The sequence below is a fragment of the Alkalicoccus luteus genome (genome assembly GCF_012034335.1).
GTDB lineage: Bacteria > Bacillota > Bacilli > Bacillales > Salisediminibacteriaceae > Alkalicoccus > Alkalicoccus luteus_A.
This window is the reverse complement of the sequence record NZ_JAATHJ010000022.1, coordinates 1-17,902: the sequence shown is the minus strand read 5'-3', so window position 1 is coordinate 17,902 and position 17,902 is coordinate 1. Positions and strand designations below refer to the sequence as shown.

At 51.6% G+C, this 17,902-nt stretch carries 23 protein-coding genes; 19 read left to right on the top strand and 4 right to left on the bottom strand.

The window, feature by feature from the left end; translation table 11 throughout:
* The first annotated feature begins 41 nt into the window (after positions 1–41).
* The 11 genes from dhaK to HCN83_RS12690 all read left to right on the top strand — a co-directional run bounded on the left by dhaK (position 42) and on the right by HCN83_RS12690 (position 9,741).
* Entirely contained in the window at positions 42–1,037 is a 996-nt protein-coding gene (gene dhaK / locus HCN83_RS12740) for a dihydroxyacetone kinase subunit DhaK (RefSeq protein WP_168007911.1), read from the top strand.
* A gap of 18 nt (positions 1,038–1,055) precedes the next feature.
* Positions 1,056–1,673, top strand: coding sequence for a dihydroxyacetone kinase subunit DhaL (dhaL, locus tag HCN83_RS12735; protein WP_168007909.1), 618 nt, complete (start codon positions 1,056–1,058; stop codon positions 1,671–1,673).
* Between the two features lie 4 nt (positions 1,674–1,677).
* Positions 1,678–2,076 carry a dihydroxyacetone kinase phosphoryl donor subunit DhaM gene (gene dhaM, locus HCN83_RS12730; protein WP_168007907.1) on the top strand — a complete coding sequence of 133 codons (399 nt, stop codon included), beginning with the start codon at positions 1,678–1,680 and terminating at the stop codon, positions 2,074–2,076.
* Between the two features lie 24 nt (positions 2,077–2,100).
* Complete coding sequence (locus tag HCN83_RS12725; RefSeq protein ID WP_168007905.1) at positions 2,101–2,679, top strand: glycerol-3-phosphate responsive antiterminator; 579 nt, start codon at positions 2,101–2,103, stop codon at positions 2,677–2,679.
* 62 nt (positions 2,680–2,741) lie between these two features.
* Positions 2,742–3,299, top strand: coding sequence for a BsuPI-related putative proteinase inhibitor (locus tag HCN83_RS12720; protein WP_168007903.1), 558 nt, complete (start codon positions 2,742–2,744; stop codon positions 3,297–3,299).
* A 74-nt stretch (positions 3,300–3,373) separates the two neighbouring features.
* Positions 3,374–3,643, top strand: a complete 270-nt coding sequence (locus HCN83_RS12715) for a NifU N-terminal domain-containing protein (protein ID WP_168007901.1) — start codon at positions 3,374–3,376, stop codon at positions 3,641–3,643.
* A gap of 352 nt (positions 3,644–3,995) precedes the next feature.
* Positions 3,996–6,617 (top strand): PEP/pyruvate-binding domain-containing protein, encoded by a 2,622-nt coding sequence (locus tag HCN83_RS12710; RefSeq protein ID WP_168007899.1) that lies wholly within the window; start codon positions 3,996–3,998, stop codon positions 6,615–6,617.
* A 6-nt stretch (positions 6,618–6,623) separates the two neighbouring features.
* The gene (locus HCN83_RS12705) at positions 6,624–7,229 is read left to right on the top strand and encodes a TetR/AcrR family transcriptional regulator (protein WP_168007897.1); all 606 of its coding nucleotides are present in this window, start codon (positions 6,624–6,626) and stop codon (positions 7,227–7,229) included.
* A 78-nt stretch (positions 7,230–7,307) separates the two neighbouring features.
* Complete coding sequence (locus tag HCN83_RS12700; RefSeq protein ID WP_246238227.1) at positions 7,308–8,054, top strand: ABC transporter ATP-binding protein; 747 nt, start codon at positions 7,308–7,310, stop codon at positions 8,052–8,054.
* The gene (locus tag HCN83_RS12695; protein ID WP_168007895.1) at positions 8,051–9,295 is read left to right on the top strand and encodes an ABC transporter permease; all 1,245 of its coding nucleotides are present in this window, start codon (positions 8,051–8,053) and stop codon (positions 9,293–9,295) included. The genes HCN83_RS12700 and HCN83_RS12695 overlap by 4 nt, the downstream gene beginning before the upstream one ends.
* Positions 9,292–9,741, top strand: coding sequence for a hypothetical protein (locus HCN83_RS12690; protein WP_168007893.1), 450 nt, complete (start codon positions 9,292–9,294; stop codon positions 9,739–9,741). Before HCN83_RS12695 ends, HCN83_RS12690 begins: the two co-directional genes overlap by 4 nt.
* A 10-nt stretch (positions 9,742–9,751) precedes the next feature.
* On the opposite strand, the gene HCN83_RS12685 is transcribed toward HCN83_RS12690, so the two are convergent.
* Positions 9,752–9,982 (bottom strand): hypothetical protein, encoded by a 231-nt coding sequence (locus HCN83_RS12685; protein WP_168007891.1) that lies wholly within the window; start codon positions 9,980–9,982, stop codon positions 9,752–9,754.
* Between the two features lie 220 nt (positions 9,983–10,202).
* Here HCN83_RS12685 and HCN83_RS12680 point away from each other — a divergent pair, with 220 nt between their 5' ends.
* A complete protein-coding gene (locus HCN83_RS12680) occupies positions 10,203–10,952 on the top strand; it encodes an SDR family NAD(P)-dependent oxidoreductase (RefSeq protein WP_168007889.1) in 750 nt (249 codons plus the stop codon).
* Positions 10,953–11,251: 299 nt separating this feature from the next.
* Here the strand turns inward: HCN83_RS12680 and HCN83_RS12675 are convergent, their stop codons facing one another.
* Positions 11,252–11,938 (bottom strand): hypothetical protein, encoded by a 687-nt coding sequence (locus HCN83_RS12675; protein ID WP_168007887.1) that lies wholly within the window; start codon positions 11,936–11,938, stop codon positions 11,252–11,254.
* Between the two features lie 210 nt (positions 11,939–12,148).
* On the opposite strand from HCN83_RS12675, the gene HCN83_RS12670 reads away from it, so the two are divergent.
* Both HCN83_RS12670 and HCN83_RS12665 read left to right on the top strand, forming a co-directional pair.
* Positions 12,149–13,459 carry an amidohydrolase family protein gene (locus HCN83_RS12670; RefSeq protein WP_168007885.1) on the top strand — a complete coding sequence of 437 codons (1,311 nt, stop codon included), beginning with the start codon at positions 12,149–12,151 and terminating at the stop codon, positions 13,457–13,459.
* Between the two features lie 14 nt (positions 13,460–13,473).
* On the top strand, positions 13,474–13,788 hold the full coding sequence (locus tag HCN83_RS12665; protein ID WP_168007883.1) for a TIGR04104 family putative zinc finger protein: 315 nt from the start codon (positions 13,474–13,476) through the stop codon (positions 13,786–13,788).
* Between the two features lie 88 nt (positions 13,789–13,876).
* On the opposite strand, the gene HCN83_RS12660 is transcribed toward HCN83_RS12665, so the two are convergent.
* Positions 13,877–14,326 carry a hypothetical protein gene (locus tag HCN83_RS12660; RefSeq protein ID WP_168007880.1) on the bottom strand — a complete coding sequence of 150 codons (450 nt, stop codon included), beginning with the start codon at positions 14,324–14,326 and terminating at the stop codon, positions 13,877–13,879.
* 158 nt (positions 14,327–14,484) lie between these two features.
* On the opposite strand from HCN83_RS12660, the gene HCN83_RS12655 reads away from it, so the two are divergent.
* Positions 14,485–14,937, top strand: coding sequence for a hypothetical protein (locus tag HCN83_RS12655; RefSeq protein WP_168007878.1), 453 nt, complete (start codon positions 14,485–14,487; stop codon positions 14,935–14,937).
* 6 nt (positions 14,938–14,943) lie between these two features.
* A complete protein-coding gene (locus HCN83_RS12650; protein ID WP_168007876.1) occupies positions 14,944–15,528 on the top strand; it encodes a hypothetical protein in 585 nt (194 codons plus the stop codon).
* A gap of 1 nt (position 15,529) precedes the next feature.
* Here HCN83_RS12650 and HCN83_RS12645 read toward each other — a convergent pair whose 3' ends face one another.
* Positions 15,530–15,853, bottom strand: a complete 324-nt coding sequence (locus tag HCN83_RS12645; protein ID WP_168007874.1) for a hypothetical protein — start codon at positions 15,851–15,853, stop codon at positions 15,530–15,532.
* Positions 15,854–15,936: 83 nt separating this feature from the next.
* Between HCN83_RS12645 and HCN83_RS12640 the strand changes: the two genes are divergently transcribed.
* From HCN83_RS12640 to HCN83_RS12630, 3 genes are all read left to right on the top strand, one after another.
* Positions 15,937–16,380 (top strand): hypothetical protein, encoded by a 444-nt coding sequence (locus HCN83_RS12640; RefSeq protein WP_168007872.1) that lies wholly within the window; start codon positions 15,937–15,939, stop codon positions 16,378–16,380.
* Between the two features lie 215 nt (positions 16,381–16,595).
* On the top strand, positions 16,596–17,129 hold the full coding sequence (locus HCN83_RS12635; RefSeq protein WP_168007871.1) for a hypothetical protein: 534 nt from the start codon (positions 16,596–16,598) through the stop codon (positions 17,127–17,129).
* A gap of 91 nt (positions 17,130–17,220) precedes the next feature.
* Complete coding sequence (locus tag HCN83_RS12630; RefSeq protein ID WP_168007869.1) at positions 17,221–17,511, top strand: hypothetical protein; 291 nt, start codon at positions 17,221–17,223, stop codon at positions 17,509–17,511.
* Positions 17,512–17,902 lie beyond the last annotated feature (391 nt).

The window sequence follows — 17,902 nt, the reverse complement described above, 5'->3', positions numbered from 1 at the left end:
ATGTTTAGAGGCAGCTCGACATTTCAAAGGAGGTTACACGCATGAAAAAACTGATGAACGATGTGGACCAGATTGTAGACGAAATGTTAAACGGGATGGTGGCAGCGCATCCGCAGGCGTTAAAACGGGTGGACGGAACGACGGTTGTCGTCCGTAAAGATGCCCCGGTGAACGGGAAGGTTGGGGTCGTAAGCGGTGGCGGAAGCGGTCATGAGCCGGCTCACGGCGGCTTCGTCGGCAAAGGCATGCTCGATGGCGCAATCGCCGGTGAAGTGTTCACTTCTCCAACGCCGGACCAGGTGTTTGAGGCGATTAAAGCTGTAGACGGCGGGGCAGGCGTTCTGCTCGTCATTAAAAACTACACCGGCGACGTCATGAACTTTGAAATGGCCGGAGAAATGGCGGAAGCAGAAGGAATCAGCGTTAAGCAGGTCGTCGTCAATGATGACGTCGCTGTGGAAGACAGCTCCTTTACGAGCGGGCGCCGCGGTATTGCAGGCACGATTTTTGTCCATAAAATTGCCGGAGCTGCTGCTGAAGACGGCAAGTCGCTCGATGAGGTGCAGCAGATCGCGGAAGGCGTCATTAAAAACGTGAAATCAATGGGCATGTCGCTCCATCCATGTACGGTGCCGGCTGCCGGAAAACCGGGCTTCGAGCTCGACGACAACGAGATGGAAATCGGCACCGGTATCCACGGCGAGCCGGGAACCGAGCGAACCGCTCTTAAGCCGGCGAAAGAAATTGCGCAGATTTTGTTTGATAAAATTCATGAAGACATGAAGCTGGAAAGCGGCGAAGAGATCGCGGTCATGATAAACGGACTCGGAGCTACACCGCTCATGGAGCTGTACGTGATGAACCATACGGTCGCAGATATTCTCAAGCAGCACGGGCTCCACGTCACAGAAACCATCGTCGGCGAATACATGACGTCACTGGAAATGGCCGGGGCCTCCCTGTCGATTCTGCGGCTGGATGAAACACGTAAAAAATACCTCGCTGCAGAAGCAGATACGACCGCATTTAAGCGATAATCAGGGGGAGGATTTGCCATGACATGGACGGCAGAAGACATACAGCACTGGCTGAAGCAGTTTGCAGATCAAATTCACGAGCACAAAGACGAATTGACGGACCTGGACCAGAAGATCGGCGATGGGGACCACGGGATCAATATGGCGAGAGGCGTCAAAGAGATGAACAAGCTGTTCGACGAGAAAACATTTGCTACGCCGGGGGAGCTGTTTAAAGCGGTGGCGATGGTATATATCGGGAAAATAGGCGGAGCATCCGGTCCGCTTTACGGATCAGCCATGATGAAAATGGCGTCGAGTGCAGGGACGCAGGAGACGCTGTCTGACAAAGAGCTGATCGATGCGCTGAAAGCCGGAAAAACGGCGATCGAGCAGCGCGGCAAAGCTTCCGTCGGGGAAAAAACGATGGTGGACGTTTGGGTGCCGCTTCTGCAGAAATTTGACGGAAGCGACGTGGACTGGAACGCCTTTTCCGATGAAGCCGATGAGTTAAAAGCAAAAACGAAAGAGATGCACGCCAAAAAAGGGCGGGCCGCCTATCTCGGCGCCCGCTCCGTAGGCCACATTGATCCGGGCTCTGCAAGCTCCGCCCTATTCTTTCAGACGCTTGCAGCAACAGCCCGCGAAAGGGGATGAGACAATGGATCGGGTCAGTCTCGTATTTGTCTCCCACAGCGCCGACATTGTCAAAGGCATCAAGGCGCTGCTGTATGAAATGCAGCCGGAAGTAAACATCGCCGTCGCCGGCGGTGAAGAAGACGGCGGTATTGGCACGAATGCGATGGACATTCAGCAGGCAATCGATACCGTTTATACCGATAAAGGCACGGTGATCCTGTTTGATTTAGGCAGTGCTTTATTAAACGCTGAGCTTGCGATCGACATGGCCGGGGATGAGCGGCTCGTTAAAATAGCCGATGCCCCGATTTTAGAAGGAGGCTACGCTGCCGTCGTCGAAGCAGGCTTTGGAAGCAGCGTCGACAAAGTCGTGGACGCTGCCGAAAAAGCGCGCAGCATGCGAAAGATCCCTCAGGATTAATTCGAAAAAAAGCAGGTGATAGTGATGCTGTTTGAAAACCAGCGCGTCACCCCGTCCGTATCCGGCGCCGGAGAGTTTATGAAAGCGGCGCTGGAGGGGGCGGAAGCGATCGTGCTCGCCCAATCCAGCATGGAGGAGCTCGTCAAAGTGCATAAGATCTGCCGGCGCAGGCCGGGCATGAAGCTGCTGCTTCACTTAGACAGCATGAAGGGGCTGTCGAAAACACCGGAAGCAGTGTCGTTTCTTGCCGGCTACATTAAACCGGATGCGCTCATCACGTCGAGCCCGCAGGCGGCCGTGGAGGCGCGCCGGCACGGCATCACGAGCGTGCTGCGCTGTTTTGCATTTGACGAGGAAAGCATTGATTCAAGCCTCAAGCTAATCGAACGTGCCAATCCGGACTACGTGCAGGTTGTGCCTGGTGTTATCCCAGTGACGATCCGGCTCATGCGCGCGAAAACCGGTCTGCCTGTCTTAGCCGGCGGCCTCGTCCGCACCGATGCCGACGTGTGCCGTGCCGAAAAAGCAGGCGCCACGGGGATCACCTCGTCCTGTCCGGATTTGTGGCAGGCGGCTTATGTCAGCAGAGCCAAGCGCTCCTGAACAGGGAATTGTAACGTTTTCCCTGTCGGAGCGTCTATACATACAAAAAGGGGCGGTTCTGCATGAAACGAACAGCTATGCTGGCAGCGCTGCTGCTCGCAGCAACGGCATGCGGCACGGCGGATAACGAAGAAGCCGACAGCCCGCAGTCGATCGGAAACAATGACAATAACGGCGCAGAGGAAGCGCCTGAAGATCCAGAAGAAAATGAGCCAGAAGAAAACGAGGAAAACAACGAGGAAGCGATGGAAGGAGAGGCTGATATGGGAGACCTGCACCTGCAGGCTGATGCAGACGAACAGGACGGCGAAATCAACGTGACGCTGACGCTCACAAATAACGGAGATAGCGATGCCGCACTCGACTTCCGCTCCGGGCAGAAGTACGACGTGAAAATATACGACAGCAGCGGCACGAAGGTTTACGACTACTCGGAAGACATGATGTTCACCCAGGCGCTTGAAACGGTTGAGCTCGGCGCCGGAGAAAGCATTTCCTACGAGGTTCGCGCGTCCGTAAACGGAGAAGGCCCGTATCAGATTGAAGCTGCCGTTACCGCCGCTGAGTTGAACGGGGAAGCCATGTCCGAGGGCGAATTGAGCACCGAAACCGACGCGTAGACCGCCCGCGCTTTTCAGCAGAAAGCGCGCGTGCTACACTAGAGCTATATGCTGATAAAGGAGGAACTATTCACATGCCTGTAAACGTACGCGCAGACGTAACACCTAACCCGAACGCAATGAAATTCACGACTGATCAGGTGCTCTTCGAAGGAAGCGGCAGCGCTTCATTTAAAAAGAGCGACGACACGGATCACCCGCTCGCAAAAGAGCTGCTCGCCCTCGACGGCGTCGACAACATCTTTGGCTTCCAGGACTTTGTCACGGTTAACAAAGAGCCAGACGCAGAATGGGACGCACTCGTACCGAAAGTACAAGAAGCAATCGAAAAAGTATACGGCTAAACATTAAGAAAACCGGGCGGATGCCCGGTTTTCTTTTTGTTTGGAAAGGATAAGGAGGCTTTCGGCAGGGCGACCGAAAGGCAATCGCTTAACTGCGGCGGAAAGCAAGCCACCTCAAAATGAACACAAACCGATGCCAAAGCAACTTTCACCCCCAATAAGGAAATCGGGCCGTAGTGGTATATAGAAATTCCCTCAAACAGCCACCTTCTTTAATAAACGAATTTAATTAACTAAGTATTATTAAAATCTGTTAATACTTAATTAATTGAACGATAATTAATAAAATCGTATACTTTTTTACTCCTGCACGCTATACTGGGGGTAACTACTTCCTAAAGGGGTGAGCGGAATGATCCACTCATTTGATTCGTCTCATACATGGTCGCTGAAAGAGGCCGGTGGCAAAGGGTTGAATTTAGTGAATATGGTGAAAGCCGGGCTTCCGGTACCGCCAGGATTCATTATTTCGACAGCAGCCTATCGGCAGTTCATGAGCGATTACAAGCTGGAAAACATGGTTCAGAACGAGCTGTTTGGTATCGATCCGGAGAATGTTCATCAGCTTGAGCAGAAAGCATCATGGATTCAGCAGTCCATCATGAAACACGAGGTTCCACAGCAAGCTCGAGCATCGATCATGGAGGCGCAGCAAAAGCTTGGGGACATGCCGCTCGCCGTACGTTCTTCCGCAACTGCCGAGGATTTACCCGACCTGTCATTTGCTGGCCAGCATGATAGTAATTTAGATATCGAAGGAGAAGAGCAGCTGATGGAGAGCATAAAGCGCTGCTGGGCATCGCTTTGGAACGCACGAGCTATTTCCTATCGGATTCATCACGGCATTTCGCATCACCCGGATGAGCTCGCACTCGCCGTCGTCGTGCAGGTCATGGTTGAAAGCGAAAAGTCGGGCGTGCTGTTCACCGTCAATCCGCTTACTAACCGACGCGATCAACTGCTTGTGAATGCAGCCTGGGGCATGGGAGAAGGCGTGGTTTCCGGAAAAGTAACGCCGGATACGTATATTCTTTCCAAAGAAAATGGGCGACTCATCACTGCTGAAATTGCGAAAAAGCAAACGAAAATCATCCGTACAAAAACGGGTCCGCAGAAAGCAGATGTCCCCTATGAGGAGCGGGAACAAGCCTGCTTATCGAAAGAGGAGCTCGAGCAGCTTTACACACTTGCAAAGGCGGTAAACAAATATGATGACAGGCCTCAAGATACAGAATGGGTCATTGGCGACGGTAACCTGTTTATCGTTCAGGCGCGTCCGGTCACGTCCTTGCATGAGACCGTTTCTCCTCCTGATCCTCCGGAGAAGGGACTGCGGCTTTATTTATCATTTACCCGCGTTTCACAGGGAATCAGCATCCCCTTCACGCCGCTCGGATTGGACGTGCAGCGTTTGGAGATGAAGGGCGCCCTCCACGCACTCGGATATAAACAAGCCTATGCAGATACGGCCTTTAAAACAGCAGAAGGGCGAATTTACTGGGACTGCACCGAAGTCATACGCAATAAAAAAAGGGCCTTCAACATAGCAGACAGTCTCTCGCTAAAGGACCCTGGAGCTGAAAAATTGCTGAAGCAGTTCGTGACGGAAAACGAACAGGAGCTTCAACAGCAGAAAAGTGGTTTGTATGTCCCTTTCAAACTCGCCGCTGTTGGTGGTAGGCTGCTCATCCGTGCTATCGCCGCTTCGGTGCAGCCGCATTTAGCAGAAAAGCGACAAGTGCAGCTCGCCCACAAGCATCTGCAAGCGATGATGAAAGTAAAACAGCAGGCTGGCTCCAGGCGTGAGAAATTGGAGGCCGTTCATACGATTATGGATGAGGCGATGCGTATTATTTTGCACCAGTGCGCTTATATCGTTCCCGGACTGTCTGCAGAAAAGCGTGCAAAAAAGCGGACAGCGTTATGGCTGGAAGACTCGAAGCTGCTGAATCCGGTGCTGCATGCTCTGCCTAACAGTCCGACGACGCAGATGGGAAAACGGCTCGTGGAAATTGCAGCTGCATACGACGAAGCGGGAATGGATCCAGATCCAGAGCATCGTCTTATCCAAGAGTTTCTAGAGGAATACGGACACCGATCCACGACCGAGCTGGATATCGGAATTCCGAGGTGGTACGAGGATACCGCTTATCTTCTTCAGCTGATCGAATCATACCGTGAGCAGGGGGCAGCTGCGCTCTCTAAAAAGCTAGATGAACAGGCAGCGTACGCGCGTGTGCAAATAGAGCTGCTCAAAAGGGAGGCAGAAAAGCATAAAGGAAAGCAGGGCGCTAAAAAACTGGAGCGCGACTGTCTGCACATCCGTCGTTTGCTGGGATTGAGGGAGCGCCCTAAATTTGATCTGATTCGCTCGTTTGCGCTGGTTCGGCAGCTGATGATGGAGATCGGAGAAGAACTCGAACAAAGCGGCAACCTTCATCACAAAGAGGATGTCTTTTTCCTAAAGCTGGAAGAATTATATCACGAAGAAGCATCCTTTTTGGAAACCGTCGCTTCGCGGAAAAAACGATATAATAAGCAAAGGCAGCGAAAAAGCGTGCCCCGCTTTATGACAAGCACGGGAGAATGTTTATATGAAAGTACGACACTTCAACAAGATGGAGCGCTGCAGGGGAATCCGATTTCTTCCGGTGAAACAGAAGGCACCGTGCGGGTCTTAACCGAGCCGGCAGAGGCGAGGCTGAACCCTGGAGAGATTCTCGTGACCCACAGCACGGATCCGAGCTGGACCCCTTTGTTTTTAACGGCCGGAGGCTTAGTGATGGAAACTGGAGGATCCGGCTCGCACGGCGGAATCGTCGCACGCGAATATGGCATTCCGGCTGTTGCCGGGATCGAGAACGTGAGTGAAAAGCTGCAAACCGGTGACCGCGTGCGCTTGAACGGGACGACCGGCACCGTGCAAGTCCTTGCTTCAGCATCCGCTTATCGAGAGGAACATACAGGGAGTTGAGTTATAATGGAACGAAAACGAGTATCCAAAAAGCGGGAAGCGTTAACCGCCGCTGCACTGAAGCTGTTTACTGAAAAAGGACTTCGTTCCGTGACAGTAGAATCGATCATCGAAGAGGCGGGCGTGAGCAAAGCCACCTACTATAACCATTTTCAGGATAAAGAAGCGATTGTTGAGCAGGTTCTGCAAGAGGTGTTTGCCGTCTCCTTAAACCGAATCGAGCAGGTCGTGCAGGAAGCGAAAAAAACGAAGCTGACGAAGCCTGCTTTTCTGCGTGTGTTTGATCTGTCCGTCTACGACGATTTGTTTCAATCCGAGTTTTTAACCGAGCTGCATACGCTTTATCCTCAGCTGACAACGCGTTACAATCACTGGGTACACGAGGAGCGAATGCCGCTTTTCCGCGAGCTTATGCGGCTTGCAAAAGTGGACGGCATCCTCCGCATGGACATTGACCCGGACGTATTGATTCACTACACGTTTTCCGTACGAAGCGCAATGAAACAAACCATCCAGCAAAATCAGCTCGGCTTAGAAAGCCGGGAGCTCAAGGACTTCGCCGAACAGTTTTTCGACCTGTACCTGAACGGTGTTTTAGCAGAGCGGGAGTAAAAATCGGGCCGGCGCCCAATTTACCTCACCGAACCCCTGGCAGCCGCCCTTGTCTTCCACAGCTTTCCAGATTCTGTTATGATGAAAGCAAATCGATGGAATGTGGAAGGTGTTTTTATGACGGTGCTGGATATGCGGGAGGTGTCGGGTGGCTACTCGACGAAGGAGGATACGATTCACGAGATTACGCTTTCGGTGAAGGAGGGGGAGTGGCTCGGGCTGCTCGGACCGAACGGGGCCGGGAAAAGCACGATCATCAAGGCGCTGCTTGATCTGCTTCCGGTGAAGCGGGGGGAGATTACGCTTCCGGGACCGGAGGAATATGCCTTCATTCCGGAGCACCCGATCTTTTTTGAGGATCTGACCTTGTGGGAGCACATTGACTTCATGCGCGCCGTGACCGGTCTGGACGAGGAAGAGACGACGGAGCGCGCGGAGTATTTATTGAAGCTGTTTCGCCTGACGAAGGTGCGCAACCATTATCCGACGGCGTTTTCAAAAGGCATGCAGCAGAAGCTGATGATTATCCTCGCGCTTACGGCGAAGCCGAAGCTGTACATCATCGATGAGCCGTTTATCGGACTCGATCCGAAGGCGATGAAGGATTTGCTGCGGGAGCTGGAAGCGGAGCGGGAGCGAGGTGCCTGTGTGCTGATGTCGACGCACGTGCTCGATACGGCGGAAAAAATCTGCGATCGCTTCGTGCTCGTTAACTACGGAACGATCATTGCAGAAGGGACGCTGGACGACATTCGCCGTGAAAGCGGCGTCGACGGATCGCTGCTCGACTGCTTCGACGAGCTGATGACCGAGGAAGAGTTATGAGAACCGGCATCGGACGAATCAAACTGGAGTGGAAGGATAAAATCGCGATCTGGCGGATGGTTATCGACTGGACGGTAGCGCTTTACATCATCGTTCCCATCCTGGCAATCGGCGGCTACTACTACGTGCAGCTCTGGCAGGGAAATATGGAGCACCTGTTTACGTGGATGACGCCATTTCGCTGGACGTTTCTGCTTCTGATCATCATCCATGCAGGCACACTTCGATTGTTCGTCGTCGAGGCGGATATGCTCTTTCTGCGTAAATTTCATGCGGCGTTTCAGCGCATTAAACGTACAGGTGTCGTCTATACGCTCCTCCTCAATGGATGCATGATTCTGCTTTTTGCGATCGCGCTCGTTCCCGTTTGGACGGTATACGGAGGCTACTCGGCCGGCTGGATTCTCTCTGTACTGGCAGCAGCGTTCGTAACGAAAATCACGGCGCAGACAACAAAGCAGCTGTTGGACGTACGCTATGAGCGGGGGAAGCTGTATGCGATGAATACGGTTGTCACATTCCTGTTTACAGGCGTTTATATCGGACTCGTGTTTGCTCCGATCTGGCTGACATTGCTCGGGTCCCTGTTTCTCGCAGGAGCGGCAGCGTATCTCATCCGCATGAGGCTCCGCGAGGACTGGGCGTTTTCACTGGACTGTCTTCGGGAAATGGGCCAGCGGATTAATCTGTCCGCCTTTTTTCTGCAGCAAAGCGGGACCCAGGAAAAGCCGAAGAAATATCCGCGCAAAAAGCCGATGCTTCTTTTTACGGAATCGGAGAGCTTTTTTAAAGAGCCGACGAACGACAAGCGGCTGTTTGAATGGTTTATGAAGCGCTGGCTTAGAAGCAAGATGAGAATGCTCGTGTACGCGCAGTTTTTCATTCTCTTCACGATTGCGATTGCCGTAGCGCCGTTTTATATAAAGTGGCTGCTGCTTGTGCTCTGCACCACGATCGTTGTCTACACGACGTATCAGATGTGGCTGGAAAGCTGGAAGCATCCGTTTATGAAGCTGTTGAAGCGGCATGAGAGCACCGATATGTCCGTGCCGATCCGGCAGGCGGTCGGGGTGATTACGCTTCCAGCTGCTGCTGTGTTCGGATTTTTCGCCGGCGCAACTGGCATTGCGCTCTGGGCCGGTCTTGTTACAGCGGCACTTATGATCAGCATCATTTTCTTTCTTTTTATCAAGCCTCCGTCAAAGGCTGTGTTGGAAAAGCAGAAAGGAGACGTTGTATGAAAAAAGCAGGAGTGGCAGCGGCCGTACTCGTACTTGCTGGCTGCGGGACACAAATGGATGAAACGGCAGAAGAAACGGTGGGGGGCCTGACCGTTGGCGTGGATTACGGGGCTGGAACGAATGAATTAAATGCCGACATATTTATCCGCAATGATCGAGAGGAAACGATTACGGTTTCCGCCGGACAGAACATTACAGACATTGAGCTTTACGAAAACGGGGAAGCAGTAGACGTGGACCGGGAGCCGGTCGATGATCTGGCGGTGTCATACACGCTGGAGCCGGATGATACGGAATATGGCGAAGAGCTGCGCGGCGTTGTGTTAGACGGGGATCACGAATATGAGATTCACGTTTCGCTGGAAGTCGCCAGCTGGCGCGGTGAAGAAAGCGGCGACCTCGAGCCGGTGGAGCTCGAAATAACAGAACCGATCGAGCTGGAGTAAAAAAGACGAATCATGCGCTCGTCTTTTTTGTGTGGTTATCGTTACGACTACGAAGGTGCGCATACAAAGCGATGCAGCCTAATACAGTCGCAAACATGGCCGCAACCACCAGCGGCTGTGTGAAGACATTTGATACTGGCTGAACCTCGTTCAGCACAACGTGCCGCAATTCACGTACAATCTGCGAGCCTGCAAACAAAGTGGCCGCTGCAATGATTAATCCTGCTCCGATGATATCCAAGCGCATAGCATCCTCCTATTCAAAACATGATCATAAGCGAACGTTCTTCAGTTTAGCATATCAGCTGGAACAATCAACCAATTATAGAAGCAGATATCCAAAGGTACTAGTTTTAGCTGCCCTTTTCGGTATCAAGCCAGATCACCTTCGTTGTAGCTTGTTTACCGATCCTGCTATGATAGCGGTAAGCTCGATCATTTTCCTCAAGGAGGCGTCTCACATGGCAAAAACAGCAATCATCACAGGCGGCGGCAGCGGCATTGGCTATGCTACAGCAATGCAGCTGGCAGACAAGGGCATTAACATCACCATCGTCGACATCAACGACGAAAACGGGAACGAAACCGTACGGCTTCTCAAAGAAAAAAACGTCGATGCCATTTACGTGAACGCAAATGTGTCGAAATCAGCGGATGTAAAGCGGTATGTGGACGAAACGCTCGATCATTTCGGTTCGATTGACTACTTTTTCAACAACGCAGGCATCTCCGGAAGCGGCGGCTTTTTTCTCGACACTGACATCGACGAAATTGAGCAGATCGTAGGGATCAACCTTCTCGGCGCACTTTACGGTGTCCGCTATGTCGCAGAAGTGATGGTGAAAAACGGGGGCGGCTCGATCGTCAATATGGCTTCAAGCGCCGGCGTGATCGGTCAGGCGACGGTTGTTACGTATTCGGCGACAAAGCATGCCGTTGCCGGGATGACGAAAAGCCTTGTCGCTGAATACGCAAAAGACGGCCTGCGCGTGAACGCAGTCGCACCTGGACCGACGGAAACGCCGATGGTGAAAGCATATTTTGACGCCAATCCGCAAATGAAGGAAAGTGCGGAAAAAGGCATTCCGCAGCAGCGCCTCGGCACATCTGAGGAAGTCGCGGAGCTCGTCACGTTTTTACTGACGTCAAAAGCGCAGTACATTAACGGTGAAATTGTCCGCATCGACGGCGGTTTTACGAATTCAAAATAACAACCAAACGAAAAGCCATTCTGCCATGAAAGCAGGATGGCTTTTTCAGTTTGAACAGGAAAGTTCAACTATTCATGAGCCAAAGCTAAGCAGGACTATTAGGATAAAGCTTCTCGGTTATCGGCTTCTATATGAACGGCGGGGAGGTGGTCAAGCTGCTGGTGTGTCATACGCCTCAATCAAATAGATTTCACCGAAAAGAAAGCCTGTCTGTCAGGCTGTCATAAAACAATGATATTCCACCCATTTCCCTAAGCTGATAGAGGATCCGATTACAGCGTACATGACTGATGGTAATATTAACTGTCGTCTAAACCGCGGCGGTCGATAATCTGGACATCTTCAGACGTGATGCCCTCTCTTTCGAATAACGTGATGTCGAACTCCGGATCCCATTCATGGGTGGTAACTTCAACCGAGTAGTCGCCATTTAGTCCATCGGTGTAGATTTCTGCATAATCATCTTGGCGGAAAAAAATGTTGTCGCCGGGAGTTACAAGCTGATACGTCTCTTCTCCAGCAACTTCCGATAATTCCACTTGATATGGTGCATCATCATTTGCTTCATCGAGCATCAGGCGAAAAGAGGCAGCCCTGGGTGATGCATGCATCTGATCAGGATCTTCAATGGATGCATCTTCCTCTCCTTCCGTATAGTGAAGGACAGCTCGATTCGGTACGATGGTGACTTCGTATTCCGTCTGGCCGTTCTGATCATGTGTTTCCAAACGTGTGAGGAGACCATCATCAGTGTGAAACTCCCAATAATACTCTTCAGTGACATTTTCATCGTTACCAGAGTCGCTGTCATCAGCCGCTCTTGTCACGGTTCGTTCCTGATAATAATCCCGGTCCTCGTATGTGTTCACAACTGCTTCAAGCAGTTCCGTTGCACTGTAAGGAACAGTTTCGGGCGCCGATTCTTGATTCTCAGAACTGCAGCCGACTGCTGTAAAAACAGCAATTAGAAAGATGTAATTTCTCAAGACATCTCCTCCTTCATATTCAGTGCTCAATTTCCTAAAAAAAGAAATATTAAACATATGCCTTCTCTGTCAAAATCATAAAAGCCTTATCGATAAATTCGTTATGAATATCTATCTCTTAGAGAGGAAAAGCACTCCTTACTTCTCACGGGAAACAAAACGGAACCATTTATGTTAAAATAAGTAAACGACACTGTGCGAGGTGAACCAATGGCATACATACTGGAACATGTAACTGTTATCGATGTCGAACGGGAAAAGATCTTTACAGGAGCAATCCGAATCGAAGGCGACACGATCGCCGCCGTATATGAAGGCGATGCGCCGGAAACGGGTGCACGGAGGGTTGATCTGGAGGGCCGGTACGTGATGCCGGGCTTAATCGACATGCACTGCCATATCAAGGAAGGATTCGCGCCGCACTTTACGGCTGCAGGCGTGACGACTGTCCGTAATACGGCAGGAAACGTCATCGAGCTGGAAAAACTGATTCATGCGCCTACGGACGCGCCGACGCCGCGCGTGTATGCGTCTGACCGCATGATTGATGGACCGCCCGGGCTCTGGGGCGAGACGGCTCTGGCCAATTTCGTCACCGACGATCCGGAAGCAGCGCGCGCAGAAGTAAGGCGGCAGGCCTCAGCCGGAGCGCAGTTTATCAAAGTATACGGGTTGCTTTCGAAGGAGGCGATGCGCGTCGTTGCAGAAGAAGCGAAGCAGCACGGACTAGAAGTGAGCGCTGACTTGATTCATTCCTCCGTGACGGCCATCGAAGCAGCAGAAATGGGCGTCACCTGGTTGGAGCACGCCTCAGGTGTCGTGCAGGCCATGTATCCAGGCTGGACGATGGCTTCAACAAACGTTGATATTGATTGGGAACAGCCGGATCTTGAGCGGATGGAAGCCGTATGCCGCGAGCTGCTAAGGCATAACGTAAACCTGTGTCCGACTCTGCTCGTCCTCGATCAGATTCAACAGCTGCCTTCCCCGTGGGAGTCGGAATTCTTGTTTAAAGAGGACGGCCGTTTAAGCGGTTCAGGCACGCTGAACACGCACTGGAGCGGTCTCGCACAACAGGAGGAGCTGCTGAAAACGCATATGGGCTTCCTGCTGGATACGGTAAAAGCGGCTGCCAAAACGTATCGTGGCCTCGGGGGAACCGTCGTAGCCGGCACCGATTGTCCGGCGGGAGTCTGGACATACGCCGGAACCGGGCTGCACCGGGAGCTGGAGCTGTTTACTGACATGGAATGGACGGAAATGGAGGCGCTCCAGTCAGCGACTTCGACTGCTGCGGCTTCAATCGGCTTAACCGACCGCGGCACGATAAAAGCAGGCTGCAAAGCGGATCTGCTGATACTCGATCAAAATCCGCTGGAGTCGATCTCCAATACGCAAACGATTTATCATGTCATCAAAGGCGGAAAACGCTATACGCCGAACGACATTCTCGGTCATGTGCCGTCACCCGCTTATCTTAAACAACGCGAAGAAGAAGTAGCGGCTGCATTTCCGCTTTAGAAAGGAAGAGACTGATGAAACGACCGACTTGTGAAGCCTGCCATCAGACGCTGTCGTGGGAGCAGGCACTGAAAGCACAGCGATTTTTATATGAATATACGAACTGTCCGCACTGCGGGGAGACGCAGTACATCACGACATATGGGAAAGTCGTTTTCTGGATTGCGATCCTGCCAACGACACCGCTTATGCTCAATTTTTTCATCGACCTCTCCGTTGGGCCGAGCATCGTCTTATTTTTTCTGATTGCACTCATAGCACTTGGCATCACGCCTTATGCGTACACACTGACGAATGAGGATAAACGTGCGATCGTTCGGGACAGCTAATAATTTGATTAGAAAGCCTTTATAGCTGGTATACAAGCATGAAAGGAAGCTGTGTGTCATGCTTGTGAAAGTACAGCATATCCTCTCCTTATTCTACATACAAGCTTACAGCGATTTTATGCGTTTCCTCAAGTGCTCCAAGCTCAAACGCGTACACGAGACGGACGACCTGCGCCTCATAGTCTGGGAGAGAAACCTCGATTGTCTCCGTCGCGCCGGCTGAGAGCGTTTGCGGAAACTCTCTCATCTCTGCGGCCTCTATGGCGGCCGCTTCCCAGTCGTCTGTCCCGGCCGCCTGCCAGTACAGGTTTTGTGGAACTATATCATCCAATGCTTCTACGGATACCGTTACAGTGCTGCTCCTGTTATACACCATCTCGTCGATCTCGATACGTGCGTGCGCATGCTCCGAAGGAAGATCGCCTTCACGAATCTGCTCGACGAGCGCTTCACGGTCGGTCTCCCCGGAAAGCACCCGGAGCAGTACGTACAACAGCGCTGCTCCGGTTATCAGGTAAATCGCTCCTTTATTTTTCATGTCTGCCTCCTTGCCTGCGATGATTCCGGTTTTCCTTAAACGGGTATGAAACCTGTGAGCCGCTTCATGCGTACTAGAAAATAATGGCTCGTTGCTGGTTCTATATGAACGCAGTGAGTTTATTTTGAGAAACAGGTGATGATGTGAAAAATTGGGCAGTGAAACTTTCAGTCAGTGCAGGCTTTATTAGTATTCCCGCGTGCGCGGCGGACGAACCGCCAAGTGCGAGTGTACATATGGGAGACATTACAGCGGCGACGCTTATGGGCTCCTACGAATGGAATGCCGGCGCAACCGGCGGATCGAGGGAGGAGGCGTTGGTTCCTCCGCAGGCAGTTGAAATGGAGGAATTGGAAGCAGTCGACGTAGAAGCAGGAGCGGACGCATCCGTCGCGCTGGAAGGCGGAGAAAACGCGGAGATCGACGTGCTGCTCTGGAACGAGCAGTCGGTGCAGGAAGAGCTCGCTAGCGGCACAGGTGAATTTACCGTTCCCTCTGAGGAAGGCGAGCATATTATTGAAATTTTTGCAGACTGGGGCGAGGAGGGCTATGCGTCCTACACGCTGTTTATTGACGTGTCAGAAGAGGAGGAAGACGAAGAGGAAGGGTGAAGATGGATGAAAAAATGGGAACTGGACAGCAGCACCGTTTTAAAATGGGGCATTCCGGCAGCAGCGCTTTTACTGATCAGCGCCGTTTTTCTGCCGCCTGCGCTCGTTGTTTTCTTTCAGGAAATCCTGTATTTCTCCGAACATCACTGGGCCTTTATTCCGTACCCAAGCGCCTTTCAGCTGATGGCAGCCGCCATGGCATGGGCGGCTCTCTGTATTATTTCCTTGTTCGTAACGATGCTGATCGCCGAGGGAAAAAAGCGTACCTATCGCGGAACCGCTGTGCACGCAGGTCTTGGTCTTCTCAGCTTACCTTTGCTTGCCCTTTCGCTCGGGCATTACGCCTACATTGACGATGAAGGTGTTCACACAAATGCGATGTGGTCTTTCAGTGAAGAAACGATGGCCTGGGAGGATGTTCAGCACGTGGAGCGGCTCACGTCAGGAGAGTCGGTGACCGTCAATGAGTATGCCTTTGCCGACGAGAATCGTACGTTCATCATCCCTTACAACGCAAATGATTTTCCGACCACACGCGCGATGACCCGGATGGAAGAAGAGCACGGACTGGAAGCAGAGTCCCCGAGCTGAGCTATTCCCAGTTTGAAAGCGCCCATGTTTTTGATTCAAGCGTGACGAGGCCTTTCTGCAGCTGAGACGGGCATTTTTGGTTATAGAGCCGGATGAGAAAATTGACGTTATCCATGTCTGTGTCGGTTTCTGCCTGGAGGAGAGCTGCGTGCACCTTTTTGCGCAGCTTGACCCATTCCGGCAGGAAACCCTGTTCGCGGGCTGTTTTCTGAAACTGCTGATAGACATCCATGCTCCGGTATTCAGCAGAAAGGCGTTTTCCTTTTTGTTTTGGTTCAGCGTCAGCCTGTTTGATGATGTCACCGATCGGATCCCGATATTCCATCCGCTTCACTCCTTTTCATGTCATAATAGACTCAGTATAACAGAATTTGGTAAAGAAAGCGCATACAAGAAAGGCGTGTCCGCATGAAAAAACGTAGCTTGATTAGCTGTGGAGTCGGCCTGCTGCTGCTTTTGGCCGTCTTTTTCATTCCTCGATATATACCCTTCGTTTACACGTACAGCGTGGACGGTAATCAGCATGCAGCAGGCGGCTGGCAAGTGATTCACGAGACGACCTTCCTGATTCCGGAGGACGATACGACGGCACAGCTGCTTTGGGAGATGCTGCGCCATCACACGTATAACATCGAATCGATCCTATTCAGTGCGATCACGACAGGCACGCTGCTCGTCATTCAGCTGCTCGTGAAGCCGGTAAAGCGGGAAAGCCGTCTTTTCATGCCGCTCGTGATCGGACTGCTTTGTTTAAGTGCACTGCTTTTGTTTCAATACATGCAGGAAGTATCAAGCCTGCAGCAGCAGATGGAGCGGCTGACGGAGCGGGTGCAGGTGATAGAGAACGAATAAACTACTGACAGGCTGAATAATCGAACGAATGCTTGATGCGATTGAATACATGCTTACAAGGCATGTGCCCAATGTATACGCAGAATGATTAAAGAGGAGAGATTCTTATCAAATACACTCTACTACTATCGGGCAGTGCACTGCTTTTCGTAACCGGATGCAGCGACTCGCCAGAAGAGGAAATCAAAGCACTGGGAGATGAGTACGGACTGGAGGTGCAGGTCCTGGAAAGTACCGACATGGAGAGCGACGAAATGGCTGATCTTGATGAAGATGGGGCAGAGCAGTTGTTTCAATATATTGCTTCCGCGCTCGAAGATGGCACTGAGGAAGGCGACAGCGATGTACCGTTTACACCGGAGCTGGAAGAGCGAGTGGATGACTCAGGTACGGGCGGTGTTGAAACAATCACTCGCCAAGAACACGTATCTGAGGAGGATCACCGCTTTGAGCGGCACATATCGTTCAGCTATGAGCTTGAGCAGGGTGCAGAAGAAGTTACACCTGACATGATCCAAATCATCGATCCTAATGCTTATTCAACCGGGATGCCTGGATTTAACTGGATCGATAGAGGCACAAGCGGCAACTACGACGAAGAGACCGAAGAGGTCGAATTTTACACGAATGGCGAATGGGAGATTCACTTCTTGTACAAAGGAGAAGAAGTGCACTTTACCGTATTGGACGACTGGTTTATGACGCTCGATCCGCAGGGGATTCTCGACGACGTTCCTGTTGTATGGTGATCCACTGAAGCTGCAGAGACCACTTTCCGTCAGATAAGGAGGCATTACTATTTGGTTTGTTAACGACTATTTATTAGGGTATTTGTTCATCATGCTCGCCGCACAGGGCTATACGTGGTACTACCTGTCGGGTGACATTTACCCGCTTTCGCTGTTTGGCCTTTTGGCGCTCGTCGGGCTTGGTATACTGATACATAAAAATAGCAGGAAAGTTCCGGAAGCGAAAAAGAGAAAGGTCATTCTCTTTGATGCGCTGCATATAGGAGTTGTCGCGGTTCTCGTCAGCATTCCAATGCCGTTTTTAGTGTGGCTTTACTCCGCCTTCATGCCGCTCGCGATCATTCAATATGGATTCAAGCCGTTTGGTCAAAAAAGAGGATAGTCAAATGAGGAAAAGCTGTTCCGGCGGTTCGCATGACCGCCGGTTTTTTCGTCGTTGAGTGGATGAGGAGGCTTTCGGCAGGGCGCCGAAAGGCAACCACTTTGAAACGTAACTTAACGCAGGCGGAAAGCAACGTAACGCGGCGTGAAAGCAATTGAGCGTTGGATAAAAGCAACTTAGCGGCGCCCAAACGGAACACAGGCAACTTAGTAGATCGTTATAACGAATAAAACGACTTAAGCACTCCCAAAACGAACTTAAAACGTAAGCGTCAAAGAATCTGTGCCTGTTTTCCCTATCACGCCTCTGGCATGCTGAAAGAAAGCAGAAAGGATGTGAGGATAATGGAGGAAGCAGCGTGGGAAAATCCCCATGATCGGCGAGTCAACCG